This window comes from Streptomyces sp. NPDC012935, assembly GCF_042900345.1.
In the GTDB taxonomy this organism is placed as follows: Bacteria; Actinomycetota; Actinomycetes; order Streptomycetales; family Streptomycetaceae; genus Streptomyces.
In genome coordinates, this window is sequence record NZ_JBIBBC010000002.1 from 527,802 (window position 1) to 551,241 (window position 23,440).

Below are 23,440 nucleotides of genomic sequence, written 5' to 3' on the forward strand. Positions count from 1 at the left end.
ACGCCCGCCTTCCGCAGCGGTCCGTTGCGACAGGCCAGATCATGTCAGCCGACGGCAGACAGGCCCTGTCCGGGCTTGCCACCCCCCTCCCCGCATGGGGGAGGATGGCGGAATCCGTACGAAGGGAAAATCACGGTGAGCATCGACCCGTCCTCGATCCCGAACTTCGGGGGCCAGCAGCCGGAGCCCGGGCCACCGCCCGGACCCGTTGTCCCGGATCAGGACCTCGTGAAGCAGCTCCTCGACCAGATGGAGCTGAAGTACGTCGTCGACGACGAGGGTGACCTCGCGGCGCCGTGGGAGCAGTTCCGTACGTACTTCATGTTCCGCGGCGAGGGTGACCAGCAGGTCTTCTCGGTGCGGACGTTCTACGACCGGCCCCACAAGATCGACGAGAAGCCCCTGCTTCTCGAGTCGATCGACGACTGGAACCGCCGGACCCTGTGGCCCAAGGTCTACAGCCACACGCACGACGACGGCACCGTCCGCCTGATCGGCGAGGCACAGATGCTGATCGGCACCGGCGTGAGCCTGGAGCACTTCGTCTCGTCGACGGTCAGCTGGGTGCGGGCCGCCATCGAGTTCGACAAGTGGCTCGTCGAGCAGCTCGGCCTGGAGCAGGAGATCAACGAGGCGGACAAGCCCGAGGACGACGAGGAGTAGTCCTCGACACCCGGATTCGGCAGAGCCCGGCCAGGGCACCGGCCATCACGGTCGCGTGCCGGGCCGGGTTCGTGCTGTCCGCGCCCGTCCACAGGCTGTGGACGGGCGCGAGCGCTCAGCCCGCCAGGGACTTGAGCCGCTTCACCGCCTCCTGAAGGACCTCCGTCCGCTTGCAGAACGCGAACCGGACGAACGGCGCCCCCGCCTCCCGGTGGTCGTAGAAGACCGCGTTGGGGATGGCGACCACCCCGGCCCGCTCCGGCAGCGCACGGCAGAAGGCGAAACCGTCCGTCTCGCCGAGGGGGCGGATGTCGGTCGTGACGAAGTACGTGCCCGCGGGCCTGAAGACCTCGAAGCCCGCCTCCGCCAGCCCCCCTGCCAGCAGGTCCCGCTTGACCAGCATGTCGTCACGGAAGGCCGCGAAGTAGCTGTCGGGCAGGGCGAGCGCCTCGGCGACCGCGTACTGGAACGGCCCCGACGCGACGTACGTCAGGTACTGCTTCGCCGAGCGCACCGCCGTGACCAGGGCGGGTGTGGAGGTCAGCCAGCCGACCTTCCATCCGGTGAAGGAGAAGGTCTTGCCCGCCGACCCGATGGACACCGTCCGCTCCCGCATGCCCGGGAACGTGGCGAGCGGCAGGTGCTCGGCGTCGTCGAAGACCAGGTGCTCGTACACCTCGTCGGTCACCACCAGCAGGTCCCGCTCCACGGCCAGCTCGGCGATCGCGGCCAGCTCCTCGCGGGTGAGGACCGTGCCGGTGGGGTTGTGCGGGGTGTTGATCAGCAGCAGCCGGGTGCGGTCGGTGACGGCGGTGCGCAGCTCGTCGAGGTCCAGGCGGAAGCTTCCCTCGTGGGGCCGCAGGGTGACCGGCACGCGCGTGCCGCCCGCCATGGCGATACAGGCCGCGTAGGAGTCGTAGTACGGCTCGAAGGCGATGACCTCGTCGCCGGGTTCGACGAGCGCGAGCAGGGCGGCGGCGATGGCCTCGGTGGCGCCCGCGGTGACCAGGACCTCGGCGTCGGGGTCGTACGACAGCCCGTAGCGCCGCTGCTGGTGCGCGGCGATCGCGGTACGCAGCTCGGGGACTCCGGGGCCCGGCGGGTACTGGTTGCCGCGTCCGTCGCGCAGGGCCCGCACGGCCGCCTCACGGACCTCCTCGGGGCCGTCCGTGTCGGGAAAACCCTGACCCAGGTTGATGGACCCGGTGTGCAGGGCCAGCGCGGACATCTCGGCGAAGATCGTCGTCCCGAACTCGGCGAGCCGGCGGTTGAGCAGGGGGCGGGAGCTGGAGGTCATGCCGGCCATCCTGCGCCCAAGCTCTGGAGTTCCTCAACTCTGCTTTGGGCCGTGAGGCGGCCGGGCATCTCCCTGCCACGCACCGAGCGGGAGGCGCCCACGGGGGGACGCCACCATCCGCTTCGGGGGAACGGAAGGAGGCTGACGCCATGATCACAGGTTTCGTTCTGGCGCTGGTCGCAGTGGTCTTCGTGTTGATCTTCGTGTCCGCCGTGCGCGGCGGCTCACGGTCGGTCAACCGCTCGCACGGTCGCAGGAGCCGCTCGCACGACAGTGGCAGCAGCAGCAGCAGCTGGTGGGCCGGTGGGGGAGACAGCGGTGGTTCGTCCTGCGGGGGCGGCTCGTCATGCGGAGGCGGGTCGTCCTGCGGAGGAGGGGGCGGGGGCGGATGCGGTGGCGGAGGCAGCTGACACGGGGCAGCTGAGCTCCCCGAGCAGGGGGAACCGCATCCGACTGGGAGCGGGGCCGGTACCTGGGACCGGCCCCGCTTTCGTGTTCACGAACGCGCAACGGCGCACGCCCCGTCTCCACGGGCGCACGCCGGAGTTGAACAGTTGAGCTGATAAGCCCTCTGAGGGATGGAAACCCTACGAACTTGGGTAAAAACGCTGTGGCGGCGCCACACTTCATGATTCCCTGAAAATCACCAACGCAGCCCCTCGGACGTCCCGCGGACACCCCTTCTGACCGGCCGACTGGGCTGACCGGGTCGACTCCCGGTGTCGGCCGGGGTGCGCCGCCGGAGACCGAAACCTCCCCTTTTTCTTTGCGTGCTTGCGGAGCCGACCCATGCTCACGACCCTGAACACTGCTTATACCGACACGCGCGCGGCCGACCTCGCCTGGGCCCTGGGGCGGGAACCGCTGCCTGCGCTGGCCGCCCTCGACCTCGAACTGAACCGGGCGAAACTCCAGTTGAGGCTGCTCGGCGCGTCCCACCAGGTACTCCTGGAGGAGGAGCGGGGCATCTGCTCGGAGACGGTGGCCTGCATGCCCGGCAGCAGCACGCCCCTTCCGCTCGGTGTGGCCAAGCGGGCGGGTGACTGGGAGTACGAGTTCGCGGCCCGGGTGGAGATCCTGTCACCGGGCCAGTTCGCAGGCCGTGCACAGGAGTTGCTGGCCCTGGTGTCCGACCACCCGCACGGCCTCGCCGGCGTCTTCCCCGGCAGCCCGCACGCCTTCACCGCGATGCTGGCCCAGCACCACGAGGGGCAGGTGCACTGGCGGACGTGGCACGCGTATCCGCAGGACGGGCAGTTGGTGGCGACGCGCACGAGGGTGGGGGTGAGGGCGGTGGCGGTCACGCTCAGACCCCGGTCCAGGCAGTCCAGCCCTTCCGGTGCTTGACCCCCGGCGGCGGTGGCGACGCAAACGTCCCCCATCCCAACAACACACGTGTGGGTGACGAGGCGCGCCGCAGGCGTAACGTACCGTCGGCAACGTGATCGAGCCGCACGCCCCCGCCCCGCCCGGCACACCACCGCCCTGGGGTGGCCCCGCACGGCTTCCGGTCCGGCCGGGCACGGGGCGGTTCCTGGTCCTCGCGGGCGTCTTCGTCTGTGCTGCCTGCGGACTCGTGTACGAACTCGAACTCGTCGCTCTCGCCTCGTACTTGATCGGCGACTCGGTCACCCAGGCGTCCGTCGTGCTGTCCGTCATGGTCTTCGCGATGGGTATCGGCTCCCTCGCCGCGAAACGCCTGCGTCCGTACGCCGCGGCCGGTTTCGGCGCCATCGAGGCCTTACTCGCCCTCGTCGGCGGTTGCAGCGCGTTCGCGCTCTACGCCGTCTTCGCCTGGACCGGCGACTGGGGCGGCCTGTGGGCCAACGGCCCCCGTTGTCTCCTCGTCGCCTTCTCCCTCACCATCGGCCTGCTGATCGGCGCCGAAGTGCCGCTGCTGATGGAGCTGATCCAGCGCATCCGGCGCCAGGACGCGGGTGGCGCGGTGGCCGACCTGTTCGCCGCGGACTACGTCGGCGCGCTCGTCGGCGGCCTCGCGTTCCCCTTCCTTCTGCTGCCCCTGCTGGGCCAGTTGACCTCCGCGCTGATCACCGGCGCCGTCAACGCCGTCGTGGGCGGCGCGCTGGTCCTCGGCCTGTTCCGCGGGGACCTCAGCCGCCGCGCCCGCTGGCTGCTGGTGATCGCGAACGTCGCCGTGCTCGGCGTGCTCGCCTCGGCCGCCGTACTCGTCGACGACTTCGAACGGGCGGCACGGCACGCGGTGTACGGGCGGGACGTACGCGTGGCACTCCACACCGACCTCCAGGAGGTCGTCATCACAGGCGGCACGCACGGCCGCCCCCTCGACCTCTTCCTCGACGGCCGCCTGCGCGTCAGCGGCCAGGACGAACGCCGCTACCACGAGGCGCTGGTCCACCCCGTGATGAGCGGCGAGCGCTCGCGCGTGCTGATCCTCGGCGGCGGGGACGGGCTGGCGGCGCGCGAGGTGCTGCGCCATCCCGGGGTGGACCGGGTCGACGTCGTCGAAGCCGACGCCGGGGTGGTGAGCCTGGCGCGCCGGGATCCTCCGCTGTCCGAGCTCAACGACCACTCCTACGACGACAACCGCGTCCACGTCATGACGAGCGACGCCTTCCGCTGGCTGCGGGCGGCGCCGCCCGCGACGTACGACGTCGTCATCTCGGACCTGCCCGACCCCGGCATCACCGCCAGCACGAAGCTGTACTCGCAGGAGTTCTACGGCCTCGCCCGGCGCGCCCTGACCCCGCACGGCCGCCTGGCCGTCCACGCCGGCCCGGTCTCGTCCCGGCCCCGCGTCTTCTGGACGGTCGACACGACACTGCGCGCCGCGGGCCTGCGGACCGCCCCTTACTGCGTCCGGGGCCGCGGTTCCGGCTTTACGGCGGGCCCCGACCGCTCGGCGGGCCCGACGCGGACGCCTCACGACTGGGGGTTCATCCTGGCGGGCCGGGGCGAGCGTCCGGCCCTGCGGTTCGGGGCGGGGGACGGGGTGCCGCGGCCCGGGACGCTGACGCGGGAGGGGCTGGCGTCGGCTGTGCGGGCGGCTGAGGGGACGCGGGTCCGGGGACTGGGGGCGTCGACGTTGGTGCATCCGCGGTACTGAGGCGTGTGGTGGGGGCCGGGCTCCTGTGCGGGCGGGGAGGGTACGCCCGGCGGGAGGGCTTGCGATGAGAATCCTCGGATGTGTGGGTGCGGTTCACGCCATGCTGGGTAGGCTCGGTCCCCATGGAGCATGAGGTGTTCGTTCCGGTTGCGGCCGAGCGGCTCAGGGCGGTGCTGGCCGATCCTGTGCGGGTTGCCCGGGCGGTCCCCGGGCTCCAGCAGGACGCCGGGGCCGAGCCCGTTGCCGGGCGGCTGAAGGTGCGCGTCGGCGGTCACACGATTACGTATCGGGGCGCCGTGCGGGTCTCTGCCCAGCAGGACGGTGACGATGCGTATGTCTACACCGTCGAGGGCGATGCCACCGAGGTGCGTGGCAGCGGCGTCGTGAAACTCGCGCTCACTGTGCGGGTTCTCGAGGCCGAGGGTGGGGCCACCGTGAGGTTCGCGGGGACCGGTTCGGCGGACGGGCGCGTGGCCGAGTTCTCGGCGGAGGCGGTTGGGTCCGCCGTGGGTCGGTTGCTGAACCGTTTTGGGGAGCAGCTGGGAGTTGTGGCGGGGGAGGCCGTGCCGCCGGGTGCGGAGCAGGAAGCGGGTGCCGCCGAGGACCTGGAGGGCTTGGCCCCTGGGGAGTTCCAGACTCGGGTGACCAGTGACTTCGAGACGACGCCGGATGCGGACGATGCCGCGGCGCCCGGGCCGGCTTCGGCCCCGGCTCCGGGGTCGGATTCCGGTGACGGTGGTGAGGAGACATCCGTTTTCGACGCCGAGGTTCCGCCGCCGGCCCTCGAACCGGAGGCGGAGGCGGATACCGAGGCCGAGGCCGGGGACGGTGAGGCTCCTGTGGCCGAGGCCGCTCATGCCCGGCGGACGATGATCGGTCGCAGCGCGGAGGAAGTGGATCACGCGCCGCCGCGGGGGCGGTACGCGCCGGTGCCGGCGCCGCAGACCGTCGTGCCGAGTTCCACGTTGCGGTGGGCTGCTCCGGCGGCCGCGCTGGTGGTGGCGTCGGCGATTGTGGTGGGGCGGGCGTTGCGGCGGCGCCGTTGAGGGCCTTTCCTCGCCCCCGCCGCCCCTACCCTTCCCGTCCTCCAGGGGCTGCCGCCCCTTCGACCCCGCCTCTGGGGGCTGCCGCCCCCAGACCCCCGCTTCGGCCTGAACGGCATCGTCCTCAAACGCCGGACGGGCTGAATTGACTGGACCGGCGTTCGTCAGGGTGCGCCGGACGGGCTGAATCGACTGGACCGGCGTTCGTCCGTGTGTGCCGGACCGGCTTCAGGCCTCTTGATCGTCCCAGTAGGGTCGTCCCCGTGAGTAACGAACACATCACGCTGACCGCGGGTGACGCGGAGGTGGACGTGCTGCCGGCGAACGGCGGGCGGGTCGGGGGGCTTCGGGTCGCAGGGACGGAGTTGTTGCGGCAGGGGGAGCGGTTCGGGTGCTTTCCGATGGTTCCCTGGTGTGGACGGATCCGGGACGGGCGGTTCCTGGACGGTGCCGTCGTGCGGCAGATGCCGCTGACCGCCCCGCCGCACGCCATCCACGGCACGGCACGCGACGGCGCCTGGAAGGTGGCCCGGGTCGCCGGTGACGAGGCCGTCATCACGTACGACCTGGTCGAGCCCTGGCCCTACGTCGGCCGCGTCACCCACGTCATCGCGCTCACCCCGGACAGCCTCAGCCTCACCATGTCCGTCGAGACGTACGAGACGTCCTTCCCGGCCCAGATCGGCTGGCATCCCTGGTTCAACCGGAACCTCGGCCGGGAGGACGTACAGCTCGACTTCGCTCCCGCCTGGCAGGAAGAGCGAGGTGACGACCACCTCCCCACCGGCAACCGGATCGATCCCGGGCCGGGGCCCTGGGACGACTGCTTCGGCATGCCCGGCGGCGTCGACGTCACGCTCACCTGGCCGGGGCAGCTGGAGCTGAAGGTCGGCAGCCGTGAGGAGTGGGTCGTCGTGTACGACGAGCAGGAGGCCGCCGTGTGTGTCGAGCCGCAGACCGGGCCGCCCAACGGGCTGAACAGCATGCCCCGCCTGGTCACGCCCCTGGAACCGCTGGAGGCCGCGACCGTCTGGAGCTGGCGGCGCCTCTAAGCTGGGCGGCATGACTGAGGTACGCGGTGAGCTGCTGGAACAGATCAAGAACAAGGCCGTGGTACACGGCAAGGTGACCCTGTCGTCGGGTCTGGAAGCCGACTACTACGTCGACCTGCGGCGCATCACCCTCGACGGCGAGGCCGCGCCGCTGGTCGGGCAGGTCCTGCTCGACCTGACGGCGGAGCTGGACTTCGACGCGGTGGGCGGGCTCACCATGGGCGCCGACCCCGTCGCCGCCGCGATGCTGCACGCCGCCGCCGCGCGCGGGAAGAAGCTGGACGCCTTCGTCGTACGCAAGGCCGCCAAGGCGCACGGGCTGCAGCGGCGGGTCGAGGGACCGGACATCGCGGGGCGGCGCGTGCTCGTCGTCGAGGACACCTCCACCACCGGCGGGTCGCCGCTCACCGCCGTCGAGGCCGTGCGCGAGGCCGGCGCCGAGGTCGTCGCCGTCGCGACCATCGTCGACCGGGCCACCGGAGCCGCCGAGAAGATCCAGGAGGGTGCGGGCGTGCCGTACCTGTTCGCCTTCGCCAAGGACGAGTTGGGGCTCGACTGACCTCCGTCCCGGCGGACGTCCGTCTCGGCTGCTGACAGGCGCTCGGAGCATCCCGGTTCGTCATGGAAAGATGGCCCCGGCGAAGCCGACGATGACGTCGCAATCGAGGTCTAGGTCAGGGCCGTAAAGAAGAACGCTGTACGCAGTACGTCAACCCGCACACTCCAAGGAGCGGACAGATGCCCATCGCAACCCCCGAGGTCTACAACGAGATGCTCGACCGGGCGAAGGCAGGCAAGTTCGCCTACCCGGCCATCAACGTGACCTCCTCCCAGACCCTGCACGCGGCCCTGCGCGGCTTCGCGGAGGCGGAGAGCGACGGCATCATCCAGATCTCCACGGGTGGTGCGGAGTTCCTCGGCGGCCAGCACAGCAAGGACATGGTCACCGGCGCCGTCGCCCTGGCCGAGTTCGCGCACATCGTCGCCAAGAAGTACGACATCACCGTCGCCCTGCACACCGACCACTGCCCGAAGGACAAGCTCGACGGGTACGTACGGCCGCTGATCGCCGTGTCGGAGGAGCGCGTCGCGCGCGGCGAGAACCCGCTGTTCCAGTCGCACATGTGGGACGGCTCGGCCGAGACGCTCGCCGACAACCTCTCCATCGCGCAGGAGCTGCTGGAGCGCGCCCGCGCCGCGAAGATCATCCTCGAGGTCGAGATCACCCCGACCGGTGGCGAGGAGGACGGCGTCTCGCACGAGATCAACGACTCGCTCTACACGACGGTCGACGACGCGATTCGTACGGTCGAGGCCCTCGGTCTCGGTGAGAAGGGGCGCTACCTGCTGGCCGCCTCGTTCGGCAACGTCCACGGCGTGTACAAGCCGGGCAACGTCGTGCTCCGTCCCGAGCTGCTGAAGGAGCTCAACGAGGGCGTCGCCGCCAAGTACGGCAAGGCGTCCCCGTTCGACTTCGTCTTCCACGGCGGCTCCGGCTCCTCCGCCGAGGAGATCGCCACCGCTCTGGACAACGGCGTCGTCAAGATGAACATCGACACCGACACGCAGTACGCCTTCACGCGTCCGGTGGCGGCCCACATGTTCCAGAACTACGACGGTGTCCTGAAGGTCGACGGCGAGGTCGGCAACAAGAAGACCTACGACCCGCGCACCTGGGGCAAGCTCGCCGAGGCCAGCATGGCCGCGCGCGTGACGGAGGCCTGCTCCAACCTGCGCTCCACCGGCACGAAGATCAAGTAGCCGTACGCATACAGCGAGCCCGGTGCTACGGCACCGGGCTCGCTGTATACCTGGGGTCATGCCCGACGTCCGGATGGCCTCGCCGCAAGGCAAGTGGATCCTGCTCACCACCGTCCTCGGCTCCAGCATGGCGATGCTGGACTCGACCGTCGTCAACGTCGCCCTCCCCCGGATCGGCGAGGACCTGGACGCGAACCTGTCCGCCCTCCAGTGGACGGTCAACGCGTACACGCTCGCCCTCGCCGGTCTGATCCTCCTCGGCGGTTCCCTGGGCGACCGCTACGGCCGCCGCAAGATCTTCGTCATCGGCGTCGTCTGGTTCGCCGTGGCCTCGCTGCTGTGCGGGCTCGCCCCGAACGCCGGTTTCCTGATCGCCGCGCGGACCTTTCAGGGCATCGGCGGCGCGCTGCTCACACCCGGCTCCCTCGCGCTGATCCAGGCCTCCTTTCACCCCGACGACCGGGCCCGGGCGGTGGGCCTGTGGTCCGGTTTCGGCGGTATCGGTGCGGCCGTCGGCCCGTTCCTGGGCGGTTGGCTGGTCGACGGCCCCGGCTGGCGCTGGGTCTTCCTGCTCAACGTCCCGCTGGCGCTGCTGTGCGTCCCCATCGCCCTGCGCCACGTCCCCGAGTCCGGCGACGGGTCCAAGCACGGCCGCTTCGACGTGCTCGGCGCGGCCCTCGGAGCGCTGTCCCTCGCGCTGGTGACGTACGCGCTGATCGAGGCCCGCGACGGGTCCCTGGTCATCGCCCTCACCGCGGTCGCGGGCGTCGCCGCCGGGATCGCCTTCGTGTACGTCGAGAAACGGCGGCCCGACCCGATGATGCCGCTCGACATCTTCGCATCCCGTCAGTTCACCGCGGTCAACCTGGTCACCGTGTGCGTGTACGCGGCCCTCGGCGGCTTCTTCTTCCTGGCCGCGCTCCAGCTCCAGGTCGTCTCCGGCTACTCGGCCCTGCAAGCCGGTACGGCGCTGCTGCCGACGACCGTGCTGATGCTGCTGTTCTCCGCCAGGTCCGGCGCCCTGGCCGACAAGATCGGCCCGCGCATCCCGCTCACCGTCGGGCCACTGGTGAGTGCGGCCGGCCTGCTGCTGATGCTGCGCGTCGGCCCGGACGCCTCGTACGTCGCCGACGTACTGCCCGCCGTTTTCGTCTTCGGCCTCGGCCTGGTCACCCTGGTCGCTCCGCTGACCGCCACCGTCCTCGCCTCCGTGAACGTCGCCCGCGCGGGCCTGGCCAGCGGCATCAACAACGCGGCGGCCCGAGCGGCGGGCCTGATCGCGGTGGCCGCACTGCCGCTGCTCGCCGGCATGAGCGAGGAGGCCTACCGGTCGCCGGACGCCTTCGACAGCGCGTTCGGACGGGCGATGTTGTGGTGTGCCGGGACCCTGGTCGTCGGCTCGGCGATCGCCTTCGCGACGGTACGCGCCCTGCCCCCGGACTGCCGCAAACCGGAATGCCTCCACCACGGCTCGATCACTTCGCCGCCGCTGGAGGGGGTGCGGAGCAAGCCCCGGTTGACGGGGGAGGGGCAGGGCTAGGCCCTGTCGTTTGGATCAGCTCGGCTGTGAGGATCGGTTCCTCTCAGCGGACGCGACGCCGGGATGATCCAAACGGCAGGGCCTAGGCGCCGGCCAGGCATTTCAGCCCGTCCGGCGTTCGAGGAGGAGTCCCGTTCAGGGCCGGCAGCGGGGGTCCGGGGGCCGCAGGCACCCAGGGGCGGGGCCGAAGGGGCGGCAGTCCCTGGAGGACGGGACGGGGTAGGGGCGACGGGGCGAAGGACACGGCACCCACCGCCCCCGGCTATGGCCCACACTTGAACCCATGGCCATTCACGAAAACCTTCTCGGGGGCCCGCCCCCGACCCACCTCCCCGACGACCCCGAGCCGCGCGAGCTGCTCGCCGGTGGCACCGCCCCCGCGGACGTCGCAGCGAAGTACCCCACCTCCTGCCTGGCCTGGGCCCAGCTGGCCGACGAGGCCTTCGAGCGTGGCAGCGTCGTGGAGTCGTATGCCTACGCCCGTACGGGCTACCACCGCGGCCTGGACGCCCTGCGCCGCAACGGCTGGAAGGGCCACGGCCCGGTCCCCTGGGAGCACGAGCCGAACCGCGGCTTCCTGCGCGCCCTGCACGCCCTCGCCCGCGCCGCGGGAGCGATCGGCGAGCAGGAGGAGTACGAGCGCTGCTCACAGTTCCTGAAGGACTCCTCGCCGACGGCCGCCCAGACCCTGGGCTAGCCACCGCGCCTCCCCTGTCGTGGGGCCCGCCGGTGTGACGAGGGCGGGCCTTGCGATGCGGGGGGACATCCCTGAGGATGCCGGGTGGGGACCGGGGCCCCTTTGTCGATAACGGCAGGGCGGACCGCTACCCGAAGCTACACAGGAGACAGCAATGTCCCAGCAGGCTCACCGGTCCGCGGAGACCTCCCCGGAGACTCAAGAGCCCGAGACCCCGAATCTCGACTTCGCGGGCACGACGCCGTACGAGGACTACGTCAAGGCGGACGTGCTCACCCACCTCCAGCACACCCTCTCCGACGACCCCGGAGAGATGGTCTTCCTGGTCACGACCCAGGTCATGGAGCTGTGGTTCACCGTCATCGTCCACGAGTGGGAGACCGCGGCCCGCGCCCTGCGCGAGGACCGCCCGGCCGTGGCGATCGACGCCCTGAAGCGTTCGGTGCGGGAACTGGACGCCCTGAACGCCTCCTGGAAGCCGCTCGGCCAGCTCACGCCGGCCCAGTTCAACTCGTACCGCAGCGCCCTCGGCGAGGGCTCCGGCTTCCAGTCTGCGATGTACCGCCGGATGGAGTTCCTGCTCGCCGAGAAGTCCGCCTCCATGCTGGTCCCGCACCGCGGCGCCCCCCGCGTCCACGCGGAGCTGGAGAAGGCGCTGCACGAGCCGAGCCTCTACGACGAGGTGCTGCGCTTCCTCGCCCGGCACGGCAGCGCGATCCCGCAGGACGTGCTGAAGCGGGACGTGTCGCAGAAGTACGAGCCGTCGCCGGCGGTCGAGGCGGCCTGGACCGCGATCTACTCCGGCGACCAGAACTCCGAACTCGCCCGCCTGGGCGAGGCGCTGACCGACGTGGCCGAACTGGTGTGGCGCTGGCGCAACGACCACCTGGTCGCCACCCGGCGCGCGATGGGCGCCAAGGCGGGCACGGGCGGCTCGGCCGGCGTGGCCTGGCTGGAGAAGCGGGCGCAGAAGAACGTCTTCCCGGAGCTGTGGACGGCGAGGTCCCATGTCTGAGTTCGCCGAACTGGCCGCCAGGGCCGAGAAGCTCGACACGGCCGACGAACTCGCGGGCACGCGCGCGCAGTTCGTGCTCGACGAGGTCGTCTACCTCGACGGCAACTCGCTGGGCGCCCTGCCGGCGAACGTGCCCGGACGCGTCGAGGACGTCGTACTGCGGCAGTGGGGCCGGATGCGCATCCGCTCCTGGGACGAGAGCGGCTGGTGGACCGCGCCGGAGCGGATCGGTGACCGGATCGCCCCGCTGGTCGGCGCGGAGGCGGGCCAGATCGTGGTCGGTGACTCGACAAGTGTCAATGTTTTCAAGGCACTTGTGGCCGCAGTGCGGATGGCGGAGTCCACCGGTTCCGCCGGTTCCGGCCGGGACGAGATCCTCGTCGACGCGACGACCTTCCCCACGGACGGCTACATCGCCGAGTCGGCGGCCCGGATGACCGGTCGTACGCTACGGCCGGTGACGCCCGCCGAGGTGCCGGCGGCCCTGTCCGGCCGTACCGCCGCCGTCCTCCTCAACCACGTCGACTACCGCACGGGCCGGCTGCACGACCTGCCGGCCCTCACCGCCGCCGTGCACGCGGCGGGCGCGATCGCCGTGTGGGACCTGTGCCACAGCGCGGGCGCGCTGCCCGTCGGACTCGACGAGCACGGGGTCGACCTGGCGGTGGGCTGTACGTACAAGTACCTGAACGGCGGCCCGGGTTCCCCGGCGTACCTGTACGTACGCCGCGACCTCCAGGACCGTTTCGACTCCCCGCTCCCCGGCTGGAACTCGCACGCCGAGCCCTTCGGCATGCGGCCCGCCTACGAGCCGGCCGCCGGCGCCCTGCGCGGCCGTGTCGGCACGCCGGACATCCTCTCCATGCTCGCCCTGGAGGCGGCGCTGGAGGTCTGGGACGGTGTGTCGGTCGAGGCGGTGCGGGCCAAGTCGCTCGCGCTGACGGACTTCTTCCTGGAGTGCGTGGGGGCCTATGTGGGGGCGGGGCTCGTCGAGTCGCTGACCCCGGTGGCCCATGACGAGCGCGGCAGCCAGGTGGCGCTGCGGTGCGAGAACGCCGGGGACGTCATGCGGCGGCTCATCGACCGCGGGGTCGTCGGCGACTTCCGGCATCCCGATGTGCTGCGGTTCGGCTTCACGCCGCTGTACGTGGGGTTCGCAGAGGTGGAACGGGCGGCGCGGGTGCTGGGGGCGCTGCTGCCGGGGTAGCGGTTCGGCGAGGGGGCGGTGGTTTCGGCTATGTGGAGGACGCGGGGGTTTCGGAGGAGGGCGGCAGGGGGTCGACCACGAACGTCCCCAGCCCGACTTCGCCCCGCGTCCAGCCCTCTTCGCGCACATGTCGCATGGCCTTTGCCGCCGTAGCGTTCACCACGCCGAACTCCTGGGCGATCTCCAAAGTGGACGGCACGCGGCTGCCTGGCGGATAGGTGCCGTCCTTGATGCGCCGGATGATCTCCGCTGCGATCTGCCGCCAGAGCGGACGTGTGCGATCGAGGTCCATGTACTGAGCGTGGATGGCCATGGCTTTCTACGCGTTTCGGTTACGTGGAGGACGCGGGGGTATCGGGGGACGGCGGCAGGGGGTCGGTAACGAACCACCCCCGCTGCGGTACGGCGTACACCCAGCCCTCCTCCGCGAGCAGGCCAAGTCCTCGCCGGACGGTCGTCCGCGCGATCCCGTACCGCTGTACCAGCTGGGCTTCACTGGGCAGTCCCCGCCCGGGCTGCCAGTCGCCGCGCCGAATCTGGGCGCGCAGGATCTCGGCCAGTTGCCGGTACGGGGTGAGCGGTGCGCCGTGATCGATCTCAGCGTCAGGGTTCATGAAGACGACGCTAGGCAAGGGCAGTGCTACACGCTCTTCGGGATACGTATCGCTACGTAGCGATACAAGGCGATACCATGAGCCCAACAAAGCGCCCCGGCGGGAAGGGTGAGAGCTTCCGTGCCGGGGCTGAGCCGACTGAACAGGAGTCGACCTGTGCGGAGCCTACTGGCCGCCATCGTGAGCCTCTTCCTGCCCGCCCGCGGAGCCCACCGCGCCGTCACCCCGCCACCGCCCCTCCCTTCCTGCCCGCCCGCTCCCGTGCACAGCCCCGCACCTGCGCGCCCGCCCCGGCCGCCACACCAGGGCGTCATCAATGCCGACGGTCTGCCCCTGGTCCGGTCGTACGTCGTCGTATGGGAACGCGAGCGCAGCGACCTCGAGCGGCGACGCCTTCGGCGGGCGCGTAGCCGGACGGCGGCCCGGGCCGCCCTCGGCGCGGACTGCTTCCCGTGGGAGGCCGCCGTATGAGCACCTCGCGTCTCCGCAGCCTCGGCGTCGACCCGATCACCGGCAAGGAGGCCTTGGCGAGCACGCGGTCCGACGGTCTCCTCGAAGCGTTGGCCGACGCGCAGGCCCTCAAGGCCGCCACGGTCCTGCTGACGGTCGTGGGTGCCGTACTGGAGGCGGGTAAGGCGTCGGACACCGAACTCGCCGCTTTCGTACCTTCGTTGTGCGCCGCACTGGAGGAATGCGTCGGCATCATGGCGGCGGACTGAGGGCTGACGTAGCGGCCGGCGGTCGGCCCGCCCCCGGCGGCGTGGCCGCCGCGGCCGCTACCGGAAGCGCCGATCCCGGAGGGAGCCTGAGTCAGGAGTCCCCCTCTTCAGGGAGGAAAGGATGTCAACCTCCCCCGGCGTACACCCCCGCCACGGCAGCCGCATGCGCGGCCCGCGCCGCGCGTTCCGCGGCGGGGGCGTCGGGGATCGCCCCGGTCGTCAGCAACTCGTAGTAAAGGGGCGCCGACACCGCCCGTACGACCGCCTCCGCGTCCGTCCCCTCGGGCAACTCCCCCCTCGTGACACCCTGTTGCACGCACGGCGCCCACTCCGCCACCCGCACCTCGTAGAACCGGCGGAGCGCCTGCGCCGTACGCTCGTCGCAGGTCGCCGCTGCGATGACGGCACGGAACAGGGCGCCCTGCCGGGGATCCGCCAGGGTGCGCTGCACCAGGGCCGCGTTGGCGAGCAGGTCGCCCAGCGCGGTCCCGGTCTCCTCGCGCGGCAGCGACTGGTCGGCCATGTCGGCGAGCAGGTCGGCCACCAGCCCGGTCACCGAGCCCCAACGCCGGTACACGGTGGTCTTGCCGACCTCGGCCCGGCGGGCGACGTCGGCGAGGTCGAGGCCGTCGAAACCCTGCTCCGCCAGGACGTCCCCGGCCGCCCGCAGCACGGCCTCGCGGACACGTGCGGTGCGCCCTCCGGGACGTACGGTGCCGGGTTCGGCGGACATATCGGCCTCCTTGGTGCACGTACGATCTGCGACCCCAGCGTAACGGAACAGTGGAACCGTTTACCCCTCACCCTGCGTGACATCCCCGTGTTCACGCACGTCACCCGCCTGATACCGTCCCCGCCAACGGCCGAATTCCCACGTGGTCCGCCACTCCGCTTTCGTCCAAATCCGTTTCATCGCTGAGAGGTTGGAGCATGCCGGACGACGTCGCAGCAGCCCGGGCCGCCGCCGAAGAGGAGTCCGCCTTCTCGCACCCGCCCGTCGACCCCGACGCCATCGCCTCGTACGGCGATCACCCCGACCAGGTGATCGACTTCTACGCGCCGCGCGGCGAGGCCGTTCCGGGCGTCCTGGCTCCGCTGGTCGTCGTCCTGCACGGTGGCGCGTGGCGGGCGCCGTACGACCGGCGGCATGTCACGCCGTTCGCCGGCTTCCTGGCGCGGCGCGGGTTCGCCGTGGCCAACGTGGAGTACCGGCGGGGGGCGGCGGACTCCGGTACGGGTGCCCCGGTCGCCGGACGCTGGCCGGACACCTTCGACGACGTCACCGCCGCGCTGGACGCGCTGCCCGCTCTCGTACGGGAGACGCTTCCGCAGGCCGATCCGCGCCGCACCGTGGTCACCGGCCACTCGGCCGGCGGTCACCTCGCCCTGTGGGTGGCGGCCCGGCATGTCCTGCCCGCGGACGCCCCCTGGCGCACCGACCGCCCCGCGCCCCTGCGGGGGGTGGTCGCGCTGGCCCCGATCGCCGACTTCACGGTCGCCGACAAACTGGACGTCTGTGGCGGTGCGGCGCGGCAACTGCTGGGCGGGGAAGTGGAGTTCGCCGAGCGTCAGCCGTACGCCGACCCCGCGCTCCTCCTCCCGACGGGCATCGCGACGACGCTCGTCCAGGGCCGGACGGACGTCGTCGTCCCGCAGGCGGTCGCCGAGTCGTACGCGGACGCGGCGGCGAAGGCGGGGGAAGTGATCGGTCTGACCCTGCTGGAGGACGTCGGCCACTTCCCGCTGATCGATCCCGCGGCGGATGCGTGCGCGGTGGTGGCGGAGGAGATCGCGCAGCTGGCGTGGTGAGCTCGCAGGTGCCCCCTCACCTGCACGTATCCCGTCGCACGCGGCCGTCCTGTCACGTGGGCGCCGGGCCCGGAGCAGCCCGTAGATGGAGGGCCCCTTCATACCCGTAGTACCTGAGAGCTACATCGCAGGTGAGCTCCGTGGCATGACGCGGACGACAAGTCCGCATCCGTAACTTCCCTTCCAGGCAGGCCCGATGGCCGGGCGGACTGGAAGGGATGACGACCATGGGGCGTACGACGGGGGCTGCGGGGGCGAGTTCGCCGGGCAGGGTGAGTGAGCCGAGCGAGCCGAGTGAGCCGAGCGCACGGGCCGATCCGACTGAGCCGAGGAAGGCCCGCCGTACGCACAAACTGCGCCGAGCGCTGCTGGCCACCCTGATCACCGGTGCCGTGGTCGTCCCGCTGTCCGGTGCGGCACGGCCCGGGATACCCGCCCCGGAGCCGGCCGCCCTCGCGCCGGTCACGGCGGCGACGCTGGACGAGGCGTATGCGGCCAACCGCGCCAACGCGGCCGAGGCCGCCCGCATGGCCGCGGCCAACGGCAACCGCGAACGCGCCGCCGCGGACCGTGCGATGTCCGACCCGTCCCGCCACTTCCTCACCTTCGACGGCCGCGGCCCCGGCCTCGCGACGGAGGTCTTCGGCGACCTGGCGCACGCCGACCGCATCGCCGTCCTGGTCCCCGGCTCCGACACGTCCATCGACACCTACGGTCGTTTCCGCAATGCCGCCCACGCGCTGCACGAACGGCTCACCCGGGAGGCCCCGCAGGGCACGCGCACCGCGGTAGTGGCCTGGCTGGGCTACGAGACGCCGGGCACGGTCAGCGCCACGGTCGCCACAGCGGGGCGCGCCGAGGAGGCGGCTCCGAAACTGCGGGAGTTCGTACGGCAGCTGCGCGGCATCCCGGATCGCGGGCCCGGCGCGGCCGGCACGGCGAGCAGGAGCGGCACGTCGAAAGGGCCGGCCGAAGAGCAGCCGCACATCTCCCTCCTCTGCCACTCCTACGGCTCGGTGGTCTGCGGCCGTGCGGCCTCCGACCTCGACGTGGACGACATCGTCCTGATAGGCAGCCCCGGCACCGGCGTCGACACCGCCCGCGCCCTGCGCACCCCGGCCCGTGTCTGGGCGGCCCGTGGCGGTGACGACTGGGTGGCCGAGGTTCCGCACATCAGGTTCGACCTGCTCGGCACGACCGTCGGCTTCGGCACCGACCCGATGTCCCCGTCCTTCGGCGCCCGGGTCTTCGCGGCGGGCGACGGCGGCCACAGCGACTACTTCAAGCCCGGGTCGACGTCCCTGACGAACCTGACCCGCATCGTCCTGGGCGAGACCTCGGAGATGACCCATGGCTGAGTCCACGATCGCGGGGCGTCCGCGCGGTGCATGGCGAGGCATACCGGAGGGCATCCGGCGGGGCGCAGGCCGAGTCGACGCCGTCACCCCCGTCGAACGGGACCGGGCGGTCGACGTCCTGCGCGCCATCGCCATCCTCGGCGTCGTTCTGGGCCACTGGCTGGTGACGGCCCTGGTGGCGGACGGCGGGACCGGTCTGCGCACCGCGAGCCCGCTCCAGCACATGTCCTGGCTGGCACCGATCTCCTGGGCCTTCCAGACCCTCGCCGTGTTCTTCCTGGTCGGCGGACATGTGGCGACCCGCGGCTACACCTCGGCTCGGGCGCGCGGCACGACGTACGGACAGTGGCTGAGGTCCCGTCTGTCCCGCCTGTTCAAACCGGTGGCCGCCGTCCTCACCCTGTGGATGGTGGCGTCCGCTCTGCTGCTCCTGTCGGGCACGGACATCGACACCGTCCACACCCTGCTCAAACTGGCCCTGTCCCCCCTGTGGTTCCTCCTGGTCTTCGCGGCGCTGACCGCGGTGACGCCACTCCTCCTGCGCCTCAACCCCCTGTGGACCCTGGCCGTCGTCCTCCATGTGGACCTCCTGCGCTTCGGCCTGGGCGGCCCCGCGTGGCTCGGCTGGGTGAACGTGGCGGCCGGGTGGCTGGTGCCGTTCAGCTTGGGCGCGGCGTGGACCCGCGGTGAGCTGGAGCGCCGCCGCGCGGGCTGGATCCTGCTGACGGGCGGCGCGGCGGCGACTGCGGCGCTGGTCGCCTGGGCGGGCTACCCGGCGTCCATGGTCGGCGTCCCCGGCGCCGGCATCTCCAACCTCAACCCGCCGACCCTGGCCGCCGTCATCTTCGGCCTGGCCCAGTGCGGCCTGGCCCTGCTCCTGCGTGAGCCGCTGCGGCGTTCGATGCGCCGCCCCCTGGCCTGGGCTGCGGTGGCCCTGCTCAACCTCTCCGCGATGACGGTCTTCCTCTGGCACCAGACGGCCCTGATGGCCACCACGGCCACGGGCCTCCTGGCAGGCCACCTCCCCGGCCTGCACACACTTCCCGACGACCTCACATGGGTGGCGGCCCGTCTGGCATGGCTCCCGGTGTTCACCCTGGCCCTGGCGGCCTGCTGGGCGGCATTCCGCCTGTACGAACAGGGCCCCCGCCGCGCCAAGGGCCGTACCTCCAGGGTGATCCGCTCCAACTCCACGCCACAGAGCGAAAAAACGAAGGCCCGGCACCATGCCTAGTGTTGGCCCCGTGAATGGCGAGGAAAAGGGGCTGGCGGCCGCGGAGGGCGAGCGGGGCTCGCGGGGGCCGGCTGCGGGGGCTGAGCGCGAGGGCGGGGGTGGCTCGCATGTGTCACCCGCACCCGACGACGATGCCCGCACGAGCGGTGCGGGTGGTAAGACGCACACACCCGCACTCAAGAAGCGCACCCGCGCCACGAACCTGCGCAAACCCTTCGGGAGAACGTGGCTGCGCTGGCTGACCATCTTCCTCACCGGCTGGATCGCCCTCGGTGTCTCCCTGGCCGGCGGCAACGAAATCAGCGACGGCTACGACCTGAGCACGGCAAACGGCCTGATCGCCGGCTTCGCGCAGGGACTCGCCCTGTGCGTGGCCCTGTGGCGCCCCGGCCGGGCATGGGCCCTCAGTCTGGCGGCCACATTCATCACCGCCTTGATCGCCCGTCCCCATCTCGCGGAGCTCCCCCACCCCGCCCCCAACTGGCCCTGGATCGCCCCCGAAATCATCGCCCACGCCGGCGTCCTGCTGCTCCTGGCCCTGCATGTCCCCACCCGCAAGGCCGTCGGGGCCCTCGCGGTGTCAGGCCTGGCCACCTTCGCCCTCCAGGGCCAGTTCGGCGGCACGAAATACTCCGGCACCGGCGCTGCGGCGGTCGCCATCTTCGCCATCGCCGTCGTCGTCGGCACCGCCCTGCGCGGCCGCAAGGAGGCCCGCACCCAACTCGTCGTGCAGGAAACGCTCACTGCGGAGGAACGAGCCCAGCGCACCCTGCTGGAGGAGCGCAGCCGCATCGCCCGCGAGCTGCACGACGTGGTCGCCCACCACATGTCGGTCATCTCCATCCAGGCCCAGGTGGCCCCTCACCTCGTCGAGAACCCGTCCGACGAGCTGAAGGAGAACCTCGACGGCATCCGGCAGAACGCCCTGGAGGCCCTCACCGAACTCCGCCGCGTCCTCGGAGTCCTGCGCTCGGAACACCCCGACGCCCCGGACAACCCGGCAGCGGCCGGCACCGGCACGGGCACCGCCCCGCACGCTCCGCAACCCACTCTCGACCGGCTCGACGCGCTCGTGGACAACACCCGGGCCGCCGGACTGACCGTGACCCTGGCCGTCACCGGAGAGCGCCGCCCGCTGCAGCCCGGCCTGGAGCTGTCGGCGTACCGGATCGTGCAGGAGGCGCTGAGCAACGTCCTGCGCCACGCCCCCGGCGCGACCGCCCGCGTCGAGGTCGTGCACGAGCGCAGCGGCCTGACCGTGTGGGTCGCCAACTCGCGGCCGGAGCGTCCCGCGCCGCCGTCACCCGGCGCGGGGCACGGCCTGCTCGGTATGCGGGAGCGGGCCGCGATGCTCGGCGGCGCCCTGTCGGCGCACCCGTCGCCGGACGGCGGCTACCTGGTGAGCGCGTATCTTCCCGCATACCCGCGCCTCGAGGGCCTCGGCTACGTTCCCCAGGATCCCCATCACGCCCACGCCCCTGCCCCGGACAAGGACGGCACCGCATGACGAGCAGCCCCATCCGCGTACTCATCGCCGACGACCAGCAGATGGTCCGGCAGGGTTTCACCGTGCTGCTCAACACCAAGCCCGACATCGACGTGATCGGCCAGGCGGTCGACGGCCTGGACGCGGTCACGAAGGTCGCCGACCTGCTCCCCGACGTGGTGCTGATGGACATCCGCATGCCCGAACTCGGCGGCATCGAGGCCACCCGCCGCATCACCGCCGCGACACCGCAGATCAAGGTGCTGGTGCTGACCACCTTCGATCTCGACGAGTACGTGTACGAGGCGCTGCACGCGGGCGCCTCGGGCTTCCTCCTCAAGGACGCCTCCGCCGACCAGCTGGCCGAGGCGGTCCGGGTCGTGGCGGCCGGCGACGCCCTGCTCGCGCCCGGCATCACCCGGCGGCTGATCGTCGAGTTCTCCCGCCTGGTCAAGCGGCCCCGCGCCCCGCTCAAGGAACGCGTCGGCGACCTGACCGAACGGGAGACGGAGGTCCTCGCGCTGATCGCGCAGGGCCTGTCGAACGCGGAGATCGCCGAGCGCCTCGTCGTGGCCGAGCAGACCGTGAAGACCCACGTGGGCCGCATCCTGGTGAAGCTGGGCCTGCGGGACCGTACACAGGCGGCGGTGTTCGCGTACGAGTCGGGGCTGGTGCGGCCCTCCGGATACTGAGCGGCGCCGCCACCCACCGGCCACCCGCACCCGGCCTCGACCAGCAGCGATACCCGTAGTACCTGAGATGGACCTGCGGGAACCCCTCTCACTGGGGACGACCGCGACACGGCCCTGCGCCTACCGTTCTGTACGTGACCGAGACGACTCAGATGCCGACCCCGCCACCCGGGGACGGGGCCAAGACACGCAGCCCCGAATTCCGGCTGGCTGCGAACGCCCTGCAGGGGCTGCGCCAGGATCTGTTCCACGACGCCTTCGCCTACCGCCCGCTGGCCCGGATGAAGGTCGACGGCCCCGTGACCCGGCGGCTGCCCGGCCGCCTGCGCGAGCACGCGGCCTGGACACCGCACGCCGTGATCGCCGCGATCGGCCTGCTCACGCTCCTCATGTCCGCCGCCGACAATGACAAGGGGGCGCTGCTGCTCGGCCCGCTCGCCCTGATCCCGATCCTCCTGACCATGGTCCGGCCGGTCGGAGCGTTCTGGCTGTCGATGGCTGCCACCCCGGTCAGCCAGGTCTTCGGCAGCTCGTGGGACGGCTGGCCGTGGCTGCCCGCGACCTTCGTCTGCCATCTGACCGTGCTGACGGTCGTCGCCATACGCACCAGGCCCCGCACGGCCGCCTACATGTGGATCGTCACCGCGGCGTACGCCTTCGCGGCTGACGTGCTGTTCGGGTCGCCGGGCTACTACGGCACGAACTCCGGCCCCATGCTGATCCTCTCCGCACTGATGCTGCTCGTCGTCGCCGTCTGGCACACCCGCAAGGAGGCACGGCAGGAGGTCACCGCCCAGCAGACCGTGACCGCTCAGGAGCGCTCCAGGCGCACCCTGCTGGAGGAGCGCACGAACATCGCCCGGGAGCTGCACGACGTGGTGGCCCACCACATGTCGGTCGTCGCCATCCAGGCGGAGGCCGCCCCCTACCGGGTGGAGAACCCGCCGCCGGAGCTGGAGCGGGCCTTCGCCACCATCCGGGAGAACGCGGTGGCGGCCCTCACAGAACTGCGTCGCGTCCTAGGCGTCGTCCGCGCCGAGGACTACGAGGCCCCGGACGCCCCGCAGCCCACCCTCGCCGATCTGGACGCGCTGCTGGCGAATGTGCGGGACGCGGGCCTGAGCGTGGACAAGACGGTGATCGGCGCGGTCCGCGAGCTGCCGCCCGGCGTGGAGCTGTCGGCGTACCGGATCGTGCAGGAGGCGCTGAGCAACAGCCTGCGGCACGCGCCCGGCGCGAGTGCCCGGGTGGAGGTCGGGTACGTTCTCGGTGGTCTCGGCCTGCGCATAGTCAACGGGCCGCCGCCCGCGCCGGCCCTCGTGAAACCCTCGCCGGGTGCCGGGCACGGCATCACCGGGATGCGGGAGCGCGTCACCATGCTGAACGGTGAGATGACGGCGGACCGGACGGAGGACGGCGGCTACGAGGTGGCCGTGTTCCTGCCGGTCGCCATGACGGCAGAGGACGGCTCATGACCATCCGTGTGCTGATCGCGGACGACCAGATGATGGTGCGCGAGGGCTTCTCGGTCCTGCTGAACGCGATGCCGGACATCGAGGTCGTGGGCGAGGCGGTCAACGGGCGGGAAGCGGTGGACCGGGTCCGCGAACTCACCCCGGACGTCGTGCTGATGGACATCCGCATGCCGGAGCTGAACGGCATCGAGGCCACCCGGGAGATAGTCGCGGCCGACGGCGCGGCGAAGGTGCTGGTGCTGACCACCTTCGACCTCGACGAGTACGTGTACCAGGCGCTGCGCGCAGGAGCCTCGGGCTTCCTGCTGAAGGACGCCTCCGCACGCCAACTCGCCGACGGGGTACGGGTGGTGGCGGCCGGCGAGGCCCTGCTGGCCCCGTCCATCACCCGGCGGCTGATCACGGAGTTCTCCAAGCTGTCCGACTCCCCGCGCCTGATGACGTCCGCGCACGCCGCGTACGGGGATCTGACCGAGCGGGAGACGGAGGTGCTGGTGCTGATCGCGCAGGGCCTGTCGAACTCGGAGATAGCCGAGCGGCTGGTGGTCGCCGAGTCGACGATCAAGACCCATGTGAGCCGGATCCTGGTGAAGCTGGGCCTGCGGGACCGTACGCAGGCGGCGGTGTTCGCGTACGAGGCGCGGCTGGTCACGCCGGGCTGAGCGGACACCCCTGGTCAGGGAGGGGGAGGTG

General features: G+C 71.6%; 24 protein-coding genes. 20 read left to right on the forward strand and 4 right to left on the reverse strand.

Annotated elements, in window-relative coordinates:
* Positions 1-135 precede the first annotated feature (135 nt).
* Positions 136-663 carry a YbjN domain-containing protein gene (locus ACFY5C_RS07775; RefSeq protein ID WP_328425384.1) on the forward strand — a complete coding sequence of 176 codons (528 nt, stop codon included), beginning with the start codon at positions 136-138 and terminating at the stop codon, positions 661-663.
* A 115-nt stretch (positions 664-778) separates the two neighbouring features.
* Here the strand turns inward: ACFY5C_RS07775 and ACFY5C_RS07780 are convergent, their stop codons facing one another.
* A complete protein-coding gene (locus tag ACFY5C_RS07780) occupies positions 779-1,969 on the reverse strand; it encodes a pyridoxal phosphate-dependent aminotransferase (RefSeq protein WP_389441715.1) in 1,191 nt (396 codons plus the stop codon).
* Positions 1,970-2,749: 780 nt separating this feature from the next.
* On the opposite strand from ACFY5C_RS07780, the gene ACFY5C_RS07785 reads away from it, so the two are divergent.
* From ACFY5C_RS07785 to kynU, 10 genes are all read left to right on the forward strand, one after another.
* Positions 2,750-3,307 (forward strand): DUF2617 family protein, encoded by a 558-nt coding sequence (locus tag ACFY5C_RS07785; protein ID WP_389441718.1) that lies wholly within the window; start codon positions 2,750-2,752, stop codon positions 3,305-3,307.
* Positions 3,308-3,401: 94 nt separating this feature from the next.
* Entirely contained in the window at positions 3,402-5,045 is a 1,644-nt protein-coding gene (locus ACFY5C_RS07790; protein ID WP_389441721.1) for a polyamine aminopropyltransferase, read from the forward strand.
* Between the two features lie 122 nt (positions 5,046-5,167).
* Positions 5,168-6,091 (forward strand): SRPBCC domain-containing protein, encoded by a 924-nt coding sequence (locus tag ACFY5C_RS07795; protein ID WP_389441723.1) that lies wholly within the window; start codon positions 5,168-5,170, stop codon positions 6,089-6,091.
* Between the two features lie 260 nt (positions 6,092-6,351).
* On the forward strand, positions 6,352-7,140 hold the full coding sequence (locus ACFY5C_RS07800) for an aldose 1-epimerase (protein WP_389441726.1): 789 nt from the start codon (positions 6,352-6,354) through the stop codon (positions 7,138-7,140).
* A 10-nt stretch (positions 7,141-7,150) separates the two neighbouring features.
* The gene (gene pyrE / locus ACFY5C_RS07805) at positions 7,151-7,699 is read left to right on the forward strand and encodes an orotate phosphoribosyltransferase (protein ID WP_389441728.1); all 549 of its coding nucleotides are present in this window, start codon (positions 7,151-7,153) and stop codon (positions 7,697-7,699) included.
* A gap of 179 nt (positions 7,700-7,878) precedes the next feature.
* Positions 7,879-8,901, forward strand: a complete 1,023-nt coding sequence (fbaA, locus tag ACFY5C_RS07810; protein WP_389441731.1) for a class II fructose-bisphosphate aldolase — start codon at positions 7,879-7,881, stop codon at positions 8,899-8,901.
* Between the two features lie 58 nt (positions 8,902-8,959).
* A complete protein-coding gene (locus ACFY5C_RS07815) occupies positions 8,960-10,441 on the forward strand; it encodes an MFS transporter (protein WP_389441733.1) in 1,482 nt (493 codons plus the stop codon).
* 283 nt (positions 10,442-10,724) lie between these two features.
* Entirely contained in the window at positions 10,725-11,138 is a 414-nt protein-coding gene (locus ACFY5C_RS07820) for a DUF3151 domain-containing protein (RefSeq protein ID WP_389441735.1), read from the forward strand.
* 154 nt (positions 11,139-11,292) lie between these two features.
* Positions 11,293-12,153: a tryptophan 2,3-dioxygenase family protein gene (locus tag ACFY5C_RS07825; RefSeq protein ID WP_389441738.1), complete on the forward strand. Its 861-nt coding sequence runs from the start codon at positions 11,293-11,295 to the stop codon at positions 12,151-12,153.
* Complete coding sequence (gene kynU, locus ACFY5C_RS07830; RefSeq protein WP_389441741.1) at positions 12,146-13,360, forward strand: kynureninase; 1,215 nt, start codon at positions 12,146-12,148, stop codon at positions 13,358-13,360. Before ACFY5C_RS07825 ends, kynU begins: the two co-directional genes overlap by 8 nt.
* Positions 13,361-13,388: 28 nt before the next feature.
* On the opposite strand, the gene ACFY5C_RS07835 is transcribed toward kynU, so the two are convergent.
* Positions 13,389-13,652, reverse strand: a complete 264-nt coding sequence (locus tag ACFY5C_RS07835; RefSeq protein WP_389441744.1) for a GntR family transcriptional regulator — start codon at positions 13,650-13,652, stop codon at positions 13,389-13,391.
* 40 nt (positions 13,653-13,692) lie between these two features.
* On the reverse strand, positions 13,693-13,974 hold the full coding sequence (locus tag ACFY5C_RS07840; RefSeq protein ID WP_389441746.1) for a GntR family transcriptional regulator: 282 nt from the start codon (positions 13,972-13,974) through the stop codon (positions 13,693-13,695).
* 156 nt (positions 13,975-14,130) lie between these two features.
* Here ACFY5C_RS07840 and ACFY5C_RS07845 point away from each other — a divergent pair, with 156 nt between their 5' ends.
* Positions 14,131-14,445 carry a hypothetical protein gene (locus ACFY5C_RS07845; RefSeq protein WP_389441749.1) on the forward strand — a complete coding sequence of 105 codons (315 nt, stop codon included), beginning with the start codon at positions 14,131-14,133 and terminating at the stop codon, positions 14,443-14,445.
* Complete coding sequence (locus ACFY5C_RS07850; RefSeq protein ID WP_389441753.1) at positions 14,442-14,693, forward strand: hypothetical protein; 252 nt, start codon at positions 14,442-14,444, stop codon at positions 14,691-14,693. Before ACFY5C_RS07845 ends, ACFY5C_RS07850 begins: the two co-directional genes overlap by 4 nt.
* A gap of 124 nt (positions 14,694-14,817) precedes the next feature.
* On the opposite strand, the gene ACFY5C_RS07855 is transcribed toward ACFY5C_RS07850, so the two are convergent.
* Positions 14,818-15,426: a TetR/AcrR family transcriptional regulator gene (locus tag ACFY5C_RS07855; RefSeq protein WP_389441755.1), complete on the reverse strand. Its 609-nt coding sequence runs from the start codon at positions 15,424-15,426 to the stop codon at positions 14,818-14,820.
* A gap of 197 nt (positions 15,427-15,623) precedes the next feature.
* Here ACFY5C_RS07855 and ACFY5C_RS07860 point away from each other — a divergent pair, with 197 nt between their 5' ends.
* The 7 genes from ACFY5C_RS07860 to ACFY5C_RS07890 all read left to right on the forward strand — a co-directional run bounded on the left by ACFY5C_RS07860 (position 15,624) and on the right by ACFY5C_RS07890 (position 23,409).
* Positions 15,624-16,502 carry an alpha/beta hydrolase gene (locus tag ACFY5C_RS07860; protein WP_389441758.1) on the forward strand — a complete coding sequence of 293 codons (879 nt, stop codon included), beginning with the start codon at positions 15,624-15,626 and terminating at the stop codon, positions 16,500-16,502.
* Between the two features lie 227 nt (positions 16,503-16,729).
* Positions 16,730-17,860 (forward strand): alpha/beta hydrolase, encoded by a 1,131-nt coding sequence (locus ACFY5C_RS07865; RefSeq protein ID WP_389441761.1) that lies wholly within the window; start codon positions 16,730-16,732, stop codon positions 17,858-17,860.
* The gene (locus tag ACFY5C_RS07870; protein WP_389441763.1) at positions 17,853-19,094 is read left to right on the forward strand and encodes an acyltransferase; all 1,242 of its coding nucleotides are present in this window, start codon (positions 17,853-17,855) and stop codon (positions 19,092-19,094) included. The genes ACFY5C_RS07865 and ACFY5C_RS07870 overlap by 8 nt, the downstream gene beginning before the upstream one ends.
* A gap of 202 nt (positions 19,095-19,296) precedes the next feature.
* A complete protein-coding gene (locus ACFY5C_RS07875; protein ID WP_389442205.1) occupies positions 19,297-20,601 on the forward strand; it encodes a sensor histidine kinase in 1,305 nt (434 codons plus the stop codon).
* A complete protein-coding gene (locus ACFY5C_RS07880) occupies positions 20,598-21,272 on the forward strand; it encodes a response regulator (RefSeq protein WP_369272470.1) in 675 nt (224 codons plus the stop codon). The genes ACFY5C_RS07875 and ACFY5C_RS07880 overlap by 4 nt, the downstream gene beginning before the upstream one ends.
* Positions 21,273-21,406: 134 nt before the next feature.
* Positions 21,407-22,747 (forward strand): sensor histidine kinase, encoded by a 1,341-nt coding sequence (locus ACFY5C_RS07885; RefSeq protein ID WP_389441766.1) that lies wholly within the window; start codon positions 21,407-21,409, stop codon positions 22,745-22,747.
* Positions 22,744-23,409 carry a response regulator gene (locus ACFY5C_RS07890; protein WP_389441769.1) on the forward strand — a complete coding sequence of 222 codons (666 nt, stop codon included), beginning with the start codon at positions 22,744-22,746 and terminating at the stop codon, positions 23,407-23,409. Before ACFY5C_RS07885 ends, ACFY5C_RS07890 begins: the two co-directional genes overlap by 4 nt.
* The last annotated feature ends 31 nt before the right edge of the window (positions 23,410-23,440 follow it).